This window comes from Fuscovulum sp., from assembly GCA_035192965.1.
Taxonomy (GTDB): domain Bacteria; phylum Pseudomonadota; class Alphaproteobacteria; order Rhodobacterales; family Rhodobacteraceae; genus Paragemmobacter.
The window spans coordinates 534583-548253 of the sequence record CP136571.1 but is presented as its reverse complement, the minus strand read 5'-3'; the positions used below and the strand labels follow the sequence as shown (position 1 = coordinate 548253).

General features: G+C 64.0%; 13 protein-coding genes. 3 read left to right on the top strand and 10 right to left on the bottom strand.

Annotated features, from left to right (window positions below; translation table 11 throughout):
- Positions 1-27: 27 nt before the first annotated feature.
- The 4 genes from RSE12_02680 to hspQ form a co-directional block, all read right to left on the bottom strand.
- A complete protein-coding gene (locus tag RSE12_02680) occupies positions 28-1605 on the bottom strand; it encodes a gamma-glutamyltransferase family protein (GenBank protein WRH63259.1) in 1578 nt (525 codons plus the stop codon).
- A gap of 272 nt (positions 1606-1877) precedes the next feature.
- Positions 1878-2348, bottom strand: a complete 471-nt coding sequence (locus RSE12_02675; protein ID WRH63258.1) for an ATP-binding protein — start codon at positions 2346-2348, stop codon at positions 1878-1880.
- On the bottom strand, positions 2311-2646 hold the full coding sequence (locus RSE12_02670; GenBank protein ID WRH63257.1) for an STAS domain-containing protein: 336 nt from the start codon (positions 2644-2646) through the stop codon (positions 2311-2313). The genes RSE12_02675 and RSE12_02670 overlap by 38 nt, the downstream gene beginning before the upstream one ends.
- Positions 2647-2724: 78 nt before the next feature.
- Positions 2725-3051 (bottom strand): heat shock protein HspQ, encoded by a 327-nt coding sequence (gene hspQ, locus RSE12_02665; GenBank protein ID WRH63256.1) that lies wholly within the window; start codon positions 3049-3051, stop codon positions 2725-2727.
- Between the two features lie 84 nt (positions 3052-3135).
- Here hspQ and RSE12_02660 point away from each other — a divergent pair, with 84 nt between their 5' ends.
- Together RSE12_02660 and RSE12_02655 are read left to right on the top strand one after the other, a co-directional pair.
- Complete coding sequence (locus RSE12_02660; GenBank protein ID WRH63255.1) at positions 3136-4017, top strand: AEC family transporter; 882 nt, start codon at positions 3136-3138, stop codon at positions 4015-4017.
- A gap of 76 nt (positions 4018-4093) precedes the next feature.
- A complete protein-coding gene (locus RSE12_02655) occupies positions 4094-4678 on the top strand; it encodes a lytic transglycosylase (protein WRH63254.1) in 585 nt (194 codons plus the stop codon).
- Positions 4679-4707: 29 nt separating this feature from the next.
- On the opposite strand, the gene RSE12_02650 is transcribed toward RSE12_02655, so the two are convergent.
- Positions 4708-5310 carry an outer membrane lipoprotein carrier protein LolA gene (locus tag RSE12_02650; protein WRH63253.1) on the bottom strand — a complete coding sequence of 201 codons (603 nt, stop codon included), beginning with the start codon at positions 5308-5310 and terminating at the stop codon, positions 4708-4710.
- A gap of 351 nt (positions 5311-5661) precedes the next feature.
- Here RSE12_02650 and RSE12_02645 point away from each other — a divergent pair, with 351 nt between their 5' ends.
- The gene (locus RSE12_02645) at positions 5662-6963 is read left to right on the top strand and encodes a D-amino acid dehydrogenase (GenBank protein ID WRH63252.1); all 1302 of its coding nucleotides are present in this window, start codon (positions 5662-5664) and stop codon (positions 6961-6963) included.
- 16 nt (positions 6964-6979) lie between these two features.
- On the opposite strand, the gene RSE12_02640 is transcribed toward RSE12_02645, so the two are convergent.
- The 5 genes from RSE12_02640 to RSE12_02620 form a co-directional block, all read right to left on the bottom strand.
- Positions 6980-7579 (bottom strand): DedA family protein, encoded by a 600-nt coding sequence (locus RSE12_02640; GenBank protein ID WRH63251.1) that lies wholly within the window; start codon positions 7577-7579, stop codon positions 6980-6982.
- Positions 7576-7944 (bottom strand): hypothetical protein, encoded by a 369-nt coding sequence (locus RSE12_02635; GenBank protein WRH63250.1) that lies wholly within the window; start codon positions 7942-7944, stop codon positions 7576-7578. The genes RSE12_02640 and RSE12_02635 overlap by 4 nt, the downstream gene beginning before the upstream one ends.
- A 224-nt stretch (positions 7945-8168) precedes the next feature.
- On the bottom strand, positions 8169-9209 hold the full coding sequence (locus tag RSE12_02630) for a lysine-2,3-aminomutase-like protein (GenBank protein WRH63249.1): 1041 nt from the start codon (positions 9207-9209) through the stop codon (positions 8169-8171).
- Between the two features lie 100 nt (positions 9210-9309).
- Entirely contained in the window at positions 9310-12369 is a 3060-nt protein-coding gene (locus tag RSE12_02625) for a DNA translocase FtsK 4TM domain-containing protein (GenBank protein WRH63248.1), read from the bottom strand.
- Positions 12370-12380: 11 nt separating this feature from the next.
- Positions 12381-13559 carry an aminotransferase class I/II-fold pyridoxal phosphate-dependent enzyme gene (locus RSE12_02620; GenBank protein WRH63247.1) on the bottom strand — a complete coding sequence of 393 codons (1179 nt, stop codon included), beginning with the start codon at positions 13557-13559 and terminating at the stop codon, positions 12381-12383.
- Positions 13560-13671 lie beyond the last annotated feature (112 nt).

Sequence of the window (13671 nt, the reverse complement as noted above, 5' to 3'; positions counted from 1 at the left end):
GCGTCCAGCATCTCAATACCCCGCCGATCAGTATCCAAGGGCGCAGCCATCCTTGCGGGGGTCCGATGCCCCGACAAGCACCCCGTCATCGCCAATCAGAATGGCCTGACAGCCCCCGATCGGATCATGCGGGATCGACACATCATGCCCCATCTCCGCCAACCGCGCCCGCACCGTATCGGCATAGCCGCGTTCCACCAGCATGCCATCCACCCCGCTAAAGCAGCGTGGCGCGTCATTCGCATCCTGCGGTTCCATCCCGTAATCCACCAGATTGGTCACGAACCGCGCATGGCCGCAGGGTTGATAGGCCCCGCCCATCACGCCAAAGGGCATCATCACCCGACCGTCCCGCTTCAGCATCCCCGGAATGATCGTGTGCATCGGCCGCTTGCCGGGTGCCGCCTCATTCGGGTGGCCCTCCTGCAGCGAAAAGCCCGCGCCACGGTTCTGGAAATTGATCCCGAACCGGTCCGACGCCAGCCCCGACCCGAACCCCCAGAAGATCGAATAGATCAGGCTTACCGCCATCCGGTCCTTGTCGACCACGGTGATATAGATCGTGTCCTTATGCACCGCCTCGGTCAGCGGGGCCGCCGCCGGCATCGCGCGGTCCAGATCGATCAGTGCAGCCAGTTTCGCCGCCGTCTCGTCGGACAGCATATGTGCCAGCCGCGTGGTGTGATCGGGATCCGCGATGAACCGATTGCGCGCATCATAGGCCAGCTTCGCTGCCTCCGCCTCGATATGCGCGCGTTCCGCGCCGAACGGATCCATCGACGCAATGTCGAAATGCTTCAGGATGTTCAGCATCAGGATTGCCGTCGCGCCCTGCCCGTTCGGCGGATGCTCGATCAGATCCACGCCCTTATAATTCCCGCTCACCGGATCGTCGTAATCGCAGGCGACAGCGGCGAAATCCTCCATGCTGTGTGACCCGCCCAGCGCGCGGAGCGAGGCGACCATGTCCTCGGCCACCTCACCCTCATAGAACCCTTTCCGCCCTTCCTTCGCGATCCGGCGCAAAACTTCGGCCTGCCCCGGCGCACGGAAAATGGCCCCCGCCTTCGGTGCCGCGCCATTCATCAGATAATGCTGCCGCGCCGCGCCCTGCAAATGCTGGGCATCCCCGGCCCAGTCAAAGGCCACGCGGGGCGCGACCGGGACACCCTCATCGGCGTAACGGATCGCCGGGGCCAGCACCGCATCCAGCCCCAGCTTGCCCCAATCCGCCGACAGGCGGCAGAAGGCATCCACGGCACCGGGCAGGGTCACGGCTTCGATCCCGTGGATCGGCACCGCTGTCAAACCCTTCGCCCGCATCGCCGCCGCCGACAGACCACCCGGCGCGCGCCCCGAACCGTTCAGCGCGATCACATCCTCGCGCCCCGCCGGTTTGATCAACACAAAACAATCGCCGCCGATCCCGGTCATCTGCGGCTCGCAGATCCCCAGCAGAACCGCGCCCGCAATCGCCGCATCCACGGCATTGCCACCACGCTCCAGCACCTCAACCGCCACCTTGGCGGCAAGCGGGTGCGAGGTCGCGCACATCCCGTTTTTGGCGTAAACGGGCGACCGGCCCGGCATCTGAAAATCGCGCATCTGGTTCCTCCTGCTGTGGGGCAAACCTAGGGCCCATGCAGGGTGATGCCAAGCCGATCCGTTACAGTGTTCCACAAAGCCGGGGCCGGGTGCCGACCGTCATGCTGGACGCCACGCCGCAACAACCGCCACCCCGACCAAGGCCGCCGCACAGCTAAGGCGCAGGTCTGGCAGGGCCCCGGCGCCGCGTTCGGGTGGGGGCGTGAAATCGCGGCACCGGGGGCAGCTACAAGCCAGCTACAAACCCAATAACGGCAGCGAAACGGTTTCCTTTACCCCCGCCCCTCCATCCCCGCGGCACATGGCGCTTGCGTCCCTTCTGCCCGAACCTGAAGGGTCAGCACATTGAACCCCACGCAGCGGCGCAATCCCACCTCTTCGGTCAAGGCGCGGATCAGCGGCCAGCCGAACCCGCCTTCGGCAGCATCCTGCGGCATCTCGGCCTGCAAGCATTCCTCGGGCGGCACGCTCTGCGACCGGTCAAGGATGCGCCAATCCCGCCCGCTGTGCCGCGGCCCCGGCATCAGCCCGATCCAGCCGGGACCACCGCCATAGCCATGCTCCACCACATTGTTCAACGCTTCGGCCAGTACAAGAAGCGTGCATTCCCGCTCTTCCCCGGTCAGCCCGGCCAGCGCAGGGCCCTGCTCCAGCGCAATCAACAGATCGCGCACGGCGGCCGGGTCGGCGGCAATCACATGCCGGTCACGCCGTCGCGCGCAATGCATCATCCACCCCTGCATGAATGGTGAACATCCGGTCCATCCGCGTCAGCCGGAACACCCGTTCCACCGCGCCGGTCAGCCCGGCCAGTTCCAGCGCCTGCCCTGCCCGCAGAAACCGCTGCGCCGCGACCACGGCCCCCAACCCGCTGGAATCCAGAAACCCGACACCGGACAGGTCCAACACCACGCGCGCGGCCCCGCCTTCCAGCGCGGCCTTCATCCTGTCCTTGAACATCACGGCGGCCATCGCATCCAGCCGCGCCTCGGCGGGCCGCACCACGGTAACCGCCCCTTCCTGTCTGACCGCAAGTTCCATCCTGCATCCCCTTTCCAAGGTCTGCCGACAGAAAAGCATCAAAGAATGAACAGCCCGTAAGCGCCCGAAAACCCGCGATCAGTTCATCTGGAACTGCAACGGATAGCGGCCGTTTTCAAAATCGCCGAACAGATCGGGCAGGTCGGGATGGCCCACAGGTTCGCCCGTTTCATCCGGCAGCAGGTTCTGCTCCGACACATAGGCGACGTAGTAGCTTTGGTCGTTTTCGGCCAGCAGATGATAGAACGGCTGATCCTTTGAAGGGCGCGCCTCTTCGGGGATCGCGTCGTACCATTCCTCGGTATTGGAAAAGCGCGGATCGACGTCAAAGATCACGCCGCGGAAGGGGTGCTTCCGATGCCGGACCACCTGCCCGATGTGATATTTCGCTGCCGCCGTGAACATGTCATTGCATCCCTTGAATTCATTTAATAATCGCTGGGGCGGCCTGTTGTCCATCGGGCAGGTGGACCAGCAAGGAAACAGTCTGTGAACCTTGTCCTTACAGTGCTGGAGATCGTGGCCCCCGTCGGTCTGCTCGGCTTGGTGGGTTTCGTCTGGGTCCGCGCCGGGTTCGAATACCGGCTGGAATTCATCACACGCCTGTGCATGACGCTGTCGGTCCCCGCCCTCGTCTTCACCGCGCTCATGAAGACAGAGATCGACCCCGCCGCCCTGACATCGGTCGTGTTTGCCGCAGCGCTTGCTTATGGCATCCTCACGCTGGCCTTCTGGGGCATCACCACGGTGCTGGGGATTGACCGGCGCACCTTTCTTGCACCGCTGATCTTTGGCAATACCGGCAATGTGGGCCTGCCTTTGGCTCTGTTCGCCTTTGGCGAAACGGGGCTTGGCTATGCGGTCGTCATCTTCGCGGTGATGATCCTGTGGAGCTTTACCTTCGGCGTCTGGATGGTGGCAGGCGGCGGGTCACCCGCACGCTTGCTGCGCGAACCGATCATGGTCGGCACGCTCTTGGGCGCGCTGTTCCTGTGGCAGGGCTGGCAGACGCCGGTCTGGCTGACCAACTCGCTGGATCTCATCGGCCAGATCGCCATTCCGCTCATGCTCATCACGCTGGGTGTCGCGGTGGCACGGCTGAACGCGGGCCGCCTTGGCCGCGCGCTTTGGTTGTCCCTTCTGCGTGCAGCGGTCTGCCTCGGCGTGGCCCTTGGCGCCGGGCTGTTGTTCGGCCTGCCCCCCGTCGCGCTGGCCGTGCTGATCCTGCAAGTCACCACCCCGGTTGCCGTCACCTCCTACATGCTGGCCGAAAAATACGGCGCGGATGCCGAGTCGGTGGCAGGCCTTGTCATCGCCTCCACACTGCTGTCGGTGATCACACTTCCGCTCACTCTCGCGTTTCTGATCTGACAGCGCGCGATCCGGCATTCCCCCCGGCGGCCTTTTGCCCTATCCTTCCCGCAAAAGAATAAAGTGCGAGGGGCAAATGAGCAGACTTCTCCGCGCGTCGATCCTGTTGATGTTGTTGGCCTCCTGCGGGGGCGGCAACTATTCGGCGCCACGCAACCTGGACAACGCTTGCGCCATCGTGGCCGAGCGTCCGCAGTATTTCCGTGCCATGAAAGATACCGAACGGCGCTGGGGCATCCCGGTCCACGTTCAGATGGCGACCTTCCATCAGGAATCCAAATTTATCGGCAATGCCCGCACCCCGCACCGCTATGCGCTGGGCGTCATCCCGATGGGCCGCCAATCCTCGGCCTATGGCTACAGCCAGGCGCTGGATGGCACGTGGGAGGAATATGAGGAAGACCAGCGCCGCTTTGGCGCGCGGCGTGACCGGATCAACGACGCCGCCGATTTCATGGGCTGGTACATGGACCAGTCCACCGAACGGCTGGGCATCTCGAAATGGGACGCCCAGGCACAATACCTCGCCTATCACGAAGGCCGCACCGGCTATGCCAATCAGTCCTATCTGGGCAAGCCATGGCTGATGGATGTGTCGGCCCGCGTGGCCGAACGGTCCGAGATGTACCGCGCGCAACTGGCAAGCTGCGGGCGGGGCTAACGCTTGTGGCCCAAGGAAGGCGGGCCGGATCAACCGGCCCGCTTCTGCGCCTCGATCGTGATGTTGAACAGGGATGACGGCAGGTCGCCCCCCAGAACCATCCGGTCCAGCACAACCGTCGTCCGGTTGCCCAGATCATCGGTGATGATCCATTGCGCCAGCGTGATCGGGTCATTCAGAAAGACCAACTCAATGGTGCCGTATTCCGGGTTCTTCGGATCTTGCGCCACAACCCGCGTGGTATTCTGCGCCTCATAATGGCCGATCACCATCTTGTTGGCGCCAAGGTCCACATTGCGCGCCAGGATCAAGTTCAGCGGCGTCCGCGACAGCGGGTATTGCTCGGGCGGCTGGTTCGACTTTGCGTCAAAAATCGCAACCTGCCCGCCCCCCGCCATCACAAGGCTCTGATCCGGCGGCGCGTATTCGAACCGCACCCGCCCCGGGCGCTTGATGAACAGCCGCCCCTGCGTGCGCGACCCGTCCGAGTTCACCTGCGTGAACTCAGCCTCGGCCGTGGTCAGCCGGTTCAGATATTCGCTCAGCGCGGACAGCGGCACAGGTTCGGCCTGCACAGGCAGGCCAAGGACAACAAGGGCGAGCGGGGCCAAAAGGGCGGTGCGTCTGTTCATACCCCCCATATACGCCCTCGTCGCGCGCCTTGCATCCCCGGCAGGCGGGATGTTGCGGGCTTGTGCCGATCCTGTGAAACCCCGTGACGCCCCCATTCCGGCAAACCGCCCGCCGACTCGCCACAAAAACAGGCAGTCTGCAAAGGCGAAAATCAATCGATACGGCGGGTATGGCGATGTATCCTGCGCCATTTTTCGACATACTGGCAATATTCTCCTGCTATTCCCTCATTTAATAGCGCTTTCTCCCAAACCACCCCACTCCCAGCCCCATCTTCACAAACACCTCCCACCGATCCTGCCGCATTCTGCGGGAAATCCGGCACATCCCAAGAACAGGCGGGCTCAAAGATGAAGATCGTGGTCCTCGGCGCAGGCGTCATCGGCGTTACCTCGGCCTGGTATCTTGCCAAGGCCGGGCATGAGGTCACGGTCATCGACCGCCAGCCCGGCCCGTCGCTGGAAACCTCTTTCGCCAATGCCGGCGAAATCAGCCCCGGCTACTCGTCGCCCTGGGCCGCGCCCGGCATCCCGATGAAAGCCGTCAAATGGCTGTTCATGAAACACGCCCCCCTGATCATCCAGCCGCGCCCCGATCTGCAAAAACTGGGCTGGATGGCGCGGATGCTCGCCAACTGCACCACCGCCGCCTATCAGGAAAACAAAAGCCGCATGGTCCGCCTTGCGGAATACTCCCGCGATTGCCTGATGGATCTGCGCGCGGAAACCGGCGTCACCTATGACGAACGCACCCAAGGCACGCTGCAACTCTTCCGCAGCGCCAAACAGGTGGACGCCGCCGAAAAGGACATCGCCGTCCTGCGCGCCGATGGCGTCCCGTTCGAGGTGCTTGATCGCGACGCCTGCATCGCTGCCGAACCCGGCCTTGCCGCCGCGCGCGACAAGATCGCCGGTGGCCTGCGCCTGCCGGGCGATGAAACCGGCGACTGCTTCAAGTTTACCAATTCCCTCTCCGACATGGCCGCAGCCCTTGGCGTGACCTTCCGCTACGGTGTCGGCATCGACGGGCTGGAGCAAGAGGCAGGCCGCATCAGCGCCGTCCACACCTCCGAAGGCCGCATCACCGCCGATGCCTTTGTCGTCGCACTGGGCAGCTATTCGCCCTTCCTCGTTTCGCGCTTCGGGATCAAACTCCCGGTCTATCCGGTCAAGGGCTATTCGATCACCGTCCCGATTGTGAATGCTGACCGCGCGCCCGTCTCCACCGTGATGGACGAAACCCACAAGATCGCCATCACCCGTCTGGGCGACCGCATCCGCGTGGGCGGCATGGCCGAAATCGCAGGGTTCGACCTGTCGCTGAACCCCAAACGCCGCGCCACGCTGGAACATTCCGTCGAAGATCTGTTCGGCGGCGCGGGCGACCAGTCGCGTGCAACCTTCTGGACGGGCCTGCGTCCGATGACGCCCGATGGCACCCCCATCGTTGGCCGCTCTACCATCCCGAACCTGTTCCTGAACACCGGCCACGGCACCCTTGGCTGGACCATGGCCGCCGGTTCGGGCCGCGTGCTGGCCGATATCGTCTCAGGTCGCGCGACAGAGATTGAAAGCGCCGACCTCGGCTATGCCCGCTATCTCAAACCCCGCGCAGCACGGGCGCAGGGGTTCGGCGTGGCGCAACCGGCCTAACCTACGCGGCGGGGGGTCACCCCGCCCGCCCTGCCCCATCGCTGCGCAGGACCGTGAACAGCCAGTATCCCAGCCCGATCGCCACCGCAGCCGCACCGACAAATCCAAGGATCGTCCAGGCCAAGTCGGACGCCGCGGCCAGGTTCCCGGTGAACCCATAGCCCAACCCGACATAAAGCCCGGTCCAGACCGATTCACCCAGCACACCCCAAAGCGTGAACCGGGCCCAAGACAACCCCGCCGCCCCTGCGGCAAGGTTCACATAAGGCCCCAGCGCCGACACCAGCCAGCGCGAAAAGAACACTGCGACACTCCCCCGCCGCTCCAGAAGCGCGCGCGCCTTTTCCACCGGCGCGGCCCGCGACCCCAGCCATGCTAACAGCCGCGCGCCCCCGCGCCGCCCCGCCAGATACCCCAACTGATCGCCCATCGACGCGCCCACGACCGCAGCCGCCAGTGTGCCAATCAGCGGCAGGTCCCCCGCCGCGACAAACCCCCCGGCAGCCAGCATCAGGATCGACGCCGGAATGGGGATCGCCAGACAGGACAGAAACGTCGCCGCCGCGAGCAGCCACAGCCCATAGGTCGGCACCAGCGCCAGCAGCCAATCCGTCATTCGACTGGCTTTCCAATCGACCCCTCTGCCGCGGCCGGATCATGCCCCAGCTCAACCAGCGCCGCCTCCACCTGCGCGATCACCTCTTCCACCGGCACATCGCGCATCTCGGCAATCTCGCGCAGCGTCAGCGGCTTGCCCTCCCGCGGCTCTGGCAGCCCCGCCACCGCGTCCAAAGTTCCCGGCGTCAGATCCCAAGACCGGTCGATATAGCGCACGGTCATCCAAGGCCGGATCGGTTCATTCTGGTGGGTTTGCCAATAAACAAAATTCACCACGATCCGCGTCAGCAGAAACAGCGCCAGCACTGTCGCAATGACAAAGGCTGTCGTCAGAACGGGATGGGCGCGCAGTTTTGAAAGCATGCTCCGAATTGGCGCTTCATCCGGGGCCAAGTCAACGCAGGAGTCTCTCCTCGCGCCCCACAGCGATGCCACCCTGTCCTTCAGGCAGAGTTTCGCCCGCCATTCTCTCAGCGAAGACGCCACTGTCCCTTCGCCCCGTTAACCTTAACGCGCGCTTAAGCCACGGTCCGCTGCGTGCATACGCCTGTCTGCACAGCGTGCTGCACCGGCTGCTGCACGGGGTTTTACCGCTCCGGATCTTGGTAAAGATGCACTCCACCGCGCCAATCGGTGATGCGCCATTGCCCGCCGCCCAGCGATTCGGCATGGTCGCGCACCAGCGGTGCCTTGCCAAAACCACCCGGTATATCAAGCACATAGGTCGGCAGAAGCGTCCCGCTTACCCGCCCGCGCAACCCCGCCATCAGGGCCTGCCCCTCGGCAATCGTGGTGCGAAAATGCGACGTCCCCTTCGCCAGATCGCAATGATGCAGGTAATAGGGCTTCACCCGGCATCCGATCAATTTCCGGAACAACCCCTCCAACGCTGCCACGCTGTCATTCACTCCGCGCAGCAGAACCGATTGGGAAAGCAGGGGAATTCCCGCATCCACCAGCCGCGCCAACGCGACCTCGGCCCGCGCGGTGATCTCTTGCGCATGGTTGGTATGCACCACCACCCAGACAGCCACCCGCCCCCGCAGCGCCGCAACCAGTTCATCCGTCACCTTTTCCGGCGCGACAACAGGTATCCGCGTGTGAATCCGCACCACATCGACATGGGCAATGGCCGACAGCCGTTCGATCAACCCCTTGATCCGTCGCGCAGAAAGCACCAGCGGATCGCCCCCGGTCAGGATCACCTCACGGATCGCGGGATTAACGGCGATGTAATCAAGCGCAGCCAGAAAATCCGCTTCCGGCAGCGAGCCTTCATCCCCCACCGCCTCGCGCCGGAAACAGAAACGGCAATACACCTCGCAGGTCTTGGTCACATGGAAAATCACACGGTCCGGGTAACGATGCGTTAATCCTTTCACGGGCGCATGGGCCTCATCCCCAATCGGATCGGCCAATTCCTCGTCTCGAATTATCAATTCGTTAACCAATGGCAGAAACTGCCGCGCCACAGGGTCATCCGGCGCGCTGATCGCCTCCTGCATCGCCCCGGTCACGCGGATGCGAAAGGCGGCTTCGACAGGCTCCAGCGCAGGCGCGGCATCCGGCGCAACAAGCCCCGCCTGCACCAGTTCCCCCACCCCGTTGATCGCCCGCAAGACCTTCATCGCACAGCCCTTTTCCGCAAGCGCCGCACCTAGCAACAGGCCGTAAAAAGCACAAGGCCGCCCCGAAGGACGGCCTTGCCTTAACCGATCTTTAGGGATTTCAGGCCTCAGGCACCAGAATCTCGCGCTTGCCCACATGGTTCGCGCGGGTGACCACGTGCTGTTCTTCCATCTGCTCAACCAGCCGTGCCGCCTTGTTATAGCCGATCCCCAGCTTGCGCTGGATATAGCTGGTCGAGCATTTCCGATCCTTCGCCACGATGGCAACCGCCTGATCGTAAAGGGAATCGTCGCCCTCACTGCTGCCCAGGCCAAGGACCAGATCAATGTCATCCGCCTTGTCATCCTCTGGCCCCTCAACCACGCCCGACATATAGGCCGGGGGTCCAAAGCTCTTGAGGTGGTTGACGATTTCCTCGACTTCTTCATCGCTGACAAACGGCCCGTGGATACGCGTGATCCGCGCGCCGCCGGCCATATACAGCATGTCGCCCATACCCAGCAGCTGCTCTGCCCCTTGTTCACCAAGGATCGTGCGGCTGTCGATCTTGCTGGTGACCTGGAACGAGATTCGGGTCGGGAAGTTCGCCTTGATCGTGCCGGTGATGACGTCGACCGAAGGCCGCTGCGTCGCCATGATCAGGTGAATGCCCGAAGCCCGCGCCATCTGTGCCAGACGCTGGATGCAGGCCTCGATCTCTTTGCCTGCGACCATCATCAGATCGGCCATTTCGTCAACGATCACAACGATATAAGGCAAGGTGACCGGCGCGAATTCCTCCGTCTCGAAGACCGGCTCGCCAGTGTCCTCATCGAACCCGGTCTGGATCGTGCGCTTGAACATCTCGCCTTTGGCCAGCGCCTCGCGCACCCGGCCGTTGAAGCCTTCGATGTTGCGCACGCCCATCTTGGACATCTTGCGATAACGTTCCTCCATCTCGCCCACCACCCATTTCAGGGCGACGACGGCCTTTTTCGGGTCCGTCACAACGGGGCTGAGGAGATGCGGAATCCCGTCATAGACCGACAGTTCCAGCATCTTGGGGTCGATCATGATCAACCGGCATTCTTCCGGCGTCAGCTTGTAAAGGAGCGATAGGATCATCGTGTTGATGGCCACCGATTTGCCCGAACCCGTTGTCCCGGCAATCAGAAGGTGGGGCATCTTGGCAAGGTTCGCCACCACCGGCTCCCCACCGATATCCTTGCCCAGCGCCAGCGGCAGCCGCATGTTGCTGTCGCCAAAGTCGCGCGCCGAAAGGATTTCCCGCAGCACGACCTTTTCACGATGCGCGTTCGGCAATTCGATCCCGATCACCGTTCGCCCCGGCACGGTGGACACGCGGGCGGACAGCGCCGACATCGACCGCGCGATGTCATCGGCCAGCCCGATCACGCGGGATGCCTTCAGCCCCGGCGCAGGTTCCAGTTCGTACATGGTGACAACGGGACCGGGCCGAACCGACACGATCTCACCCTTCACACCGTAATCATCCAGCACGCTTTCCAGCATCCGGGCGTTTTCTTCCAGCGCCTCGTCTGACAGCGTGGTGCGTTCCAGCTTGACCGGCGCGGTCAACAGCGACAGCGGCGGAAGTTCATAGATTTGCTGAGTTTCTTCAAACCGCAGGCGCGGCTGCGCTTCGGCCATCGCCTGTCGCGACGGGGCAGCGGGCTTCTTGATCCCGTGCTGCACCACGGCGCGGCGATCCGCCACGACAGGCGCGCGCGGAACGGGTGCCGGGTCATAGTCGGCATCCACATCATCGATATCGTCAGCCCATTCGTCCCCGTCATCGCTGCGGAACATGTTTTCGGCCTGCGGCCAATCCGGTTCCATCTCTTGCGGCGGCATCGCAGGGGGCACATCGACCCCACGCAGCGCAGCACCAAGCGGCGGGATCGCCGGGGCCACGGCCGGCATGACCTGCGCAAAGACAGGGGGCTCCGGCGGCAGTGCAACGGCGGCGCGCGGCTCTGGCTTGAAGATCATCGGTTGCGGCCCCCGGCGCAGGGCCGGTTCGCGCCGCTGCACTGCGGCCTGCACGGCAGAAACCGGACCACCGGGATTGCGGATGCGCGACTTGATCACGTCCGAGATACGGGCACGGATACGGTCCTCGTCCGGCTGCATGTCATCGGCAAAGTGCAGGTGCTGCGGTTCCACCAATTCCGGTTCCGGATCGGCCAGACGGCGCATCAGGTTGGGCATCCGGGCCAGCAGACCCAGCTTTTCCCGTGGCTGGGCGTAATGCGGCGCCTCGGCCAGCGGCGCGGTATAGCGCGGCTCGGCCCGCAATTGCGCGGGGCGGCCCCAGTCGCCCGACCCTTGCGCTGGCAAGGCAGCGGGCTCCGCCATCGGGCGGCGCACCACGCCACCACGCAGGGGGGCGGGGGCCGCTTCCGGCATCGCAGCGCCATAGCGACGGGCATCACCTGCCTCTTGCCGGTTGGCCAGCGCTGCCCGGCGGCGGTCCTGCATCGCCTGCGCGGCGCGCGCGGTTCCCTGTGCGCCTTTTCCTGCCAGCGCCATCGCCTGCGAATAGGCCAGCACCGACCCCACCATCAGGAACCGGCCGCCCACACGCAGTTCCTGCATGTCAAAGCCCATCACAAACAACAGCATCGCCAGCATGCCAAGGCCGACCAGCAGCGATGCAATCTTCAGGCTAACCCCTGCCCCGCCGGGAACGATCCCGATCAGCGCGCCCAGCACCGTATCGCCGAACAGCCCACCCAGACCAAAGGAATGCGGCCAATCCGCCCCCGGCACCAGTGTTGCCGCATAGACCGAACACAGCGCCACCGCGATCACCGCAAAGACAATCCGTCCCAGCGCCCGTTCAGACCCGCGATGCAACAGGAACCGCAGCCCCCACGCCCCCATGATCAGCGGCACAGCCCAGATGCCACGCCCGCCGATGATGATCAGCGTCGATGAAAACGCCGCGCCAAAACGGCCAAGGATATTCTTGGCCGGTTCGTCTGTCGCCACCATCCAGCCCGGATCTTCGGGCGAATAGGACCACAGCATCAGCACAAAGCAGAACGCCACGCCCAGAAGCACCAGCCCCAAAAGCTCGCGCCCGCGCCGTTCCAGCATCGCTTGCATGTTCTGATCCAGAAGGGGATCACGCTGCCGTGCCTGATAGGATGCCATACTGTCGTCCCTCACCCATATATGCAGTCGCGAAGCCGGATCAGGCCGCGCTGCATCTCGTCTTTTGGGGCCACCAAAGCGACCCGAATATATCCTTTGCCGGGGTTCTGGCCCCCAGCCTCACGCGAAAGATAGGCACCCGGCAGAACGCGCACGCCCGCCTGCACCCACAACTTCAATGCCGCTTCTTCGCCATCCTCGACCGGCAGCCAAAGGAAGAAGCCGCCTTCGGGGTTGGAAAACCCCTGCACGCCGGCAAAGACCTCATCCGCGATGCGGAACTTTTCCTGATACAGCGCCAGATTGGCCACCACATGCGCCTCATCCGCCCAGGCCCGCTCGCTTACCCGTTGCACGGGGAGGGGCAAAGGCGCACCGGCAAAGGCACGCAACTGGCGGATGCGGGCGATGCTGTCAGGGCCGCCCGCCACAAAGCCCGATCGCAGACCCGGCAGGTTTGACCGCTTTGACAGCGAATGGAACACACAAATCCGTTCCGGGTTCGCGCCGATGGCCTGCGCCACTTCCAGCCCGCCGGGGGGCGGGGCATCACGCCAGATCTCGGAATAGCATTCGTCGGAAAAGACGCGGAAATCGTGCCGTTCGGCCAATTGCAGCAGCGTGGCCAAATAGTCGCGCGAGGCTATCGCCCCCTGCGGATTGGCGGGCGAACACAGATAGGCAATCGCCGTGCGATCCAGCACCTCACGCGGCAAGGCGGCATAATCGGGCAGGAACCCGGTCGCGGCTGTCGCTGGCGCGTAAACAGGCTCGGCCCCCATCGCCAAGGCGGCCACGGCATAGACCTGATAGAACGGGTTAGGCATCAAAACCACGGGGCGCTTGCCGCCCTTGGTTTCCGGGCAGAGCGCGACCGCAGCGTTGAACAGACCTTCTCGCGTGCCGTTCAGCACCATCAGCCGGTCTTCGCCCAGCGCCACGCCATAGCGCCGCGCCAGCCAACCCGAAATCGCGGCCAGCAATTCGGGCGTGCCGTCGTTCGGCGGGTAAATCGCAAAGCCGCCGATGTTCTGCGCCATCACCTCGGCCACGAAATCCGGCATCAGATGGCGGGGCTCACCGATCGTCATGGTAATCGGCTCGGCCCCCGCCGTGTGGGGGTCGAGCAATTTCCGCAAACGCGGAAATGCGTAATCTGGCAGGCTCGAGAACCGCTCAGGAAACTGCATTCATGCCTCAATGTCGGGGTCGTATCGCCCCGTTTCACCTTACGATAACCAACCCGCGCGCAGCGGTCCAGAAAAACGCAAGCAACAGCACAACTTGGCGCGCCCTTCTGTG

Coding starts and splice junctions, on each gene's coding strand:
- RSE12_02620 (WRH63247.1), bottom strand. CDS start 13,559: ATGCAGTTTCCTGAGCGGTTCTCGAGCCTGCCAGATTACGCATTTCCG.
- RSE12_02670 (WRH63257.1), bottom strand. CDS start 2,646: ATGGAACTTGCGGTCAGACAGGAAGGGGCGGTTACCGTGGTGCGGCCC.
- RSE12_02655 (WRH63254.1), top strand. CDS start 4,094: ATGAGCAGACTTCTCCGCGCGTCGATCCTGTTGATGTTGTTGGCCTCC.
- RSE12_02630 (WRH63249.1), bottom strand. CDS start 9,209: ATGAAGGTCTTGCGGGCGATCAACGGGGTGGGGGAACTGGTGCAGGCG.
- RSE12_02645 (WRH63252.1), top strand. CDS start 5,662: ATGAAGATCGTGGTCCTCGGCGCAGGCGTCATCGGCGTTACCTCGGCC.
- hspQ (WRH63256.1), bottom strand. CDS start 3,051: ATGTTCACGGCGGCAGCGAAATATCACATCGGGCAGGTGGTCCGGCAT.
- RSE12_02640 (WRH63251.1), bottom strand. CDS start 7,579: ATGACGGATTGGCTGCTGGCGCTGGTGCCGACCTATGGGCTGTGGCTG.
- RSE12_02635 (WRH63250.1), bottom strand. CDS start 7,944: ATGCTTTCAAAACTGCGCGCCCATCCCGTTCTGACGACAGCCTTTGTC.
- RSE12_02675 (WRH63258.1), bottom strand. CDS start 2,348: ATGCAGGGGTGGATGATGCATTGCGCGCGACGGCGTGACCGGCATGTG.
- RSE12_02680 (WRH63259.1), bottom strand. CDS start 1,605: ATGCGCGATTTTCAGATGCCGGGCCGGTCGCCCGTTTACGCCAAAAAC.
- RSE12_02650 (WRH63253.1), bottom strand. CDS start 5,310: ATGAACAGACGCACCGCCCTTTTGGCCCCGCTCGCCCTTGTTGTCCTT.
- RSE12_02625 (WRH63248.1), bottom strand. CDS start 12,369: ATGGCATCCTATCAGGCACGGCAGCGTGATCCCCTTCTGGATCAGAAC.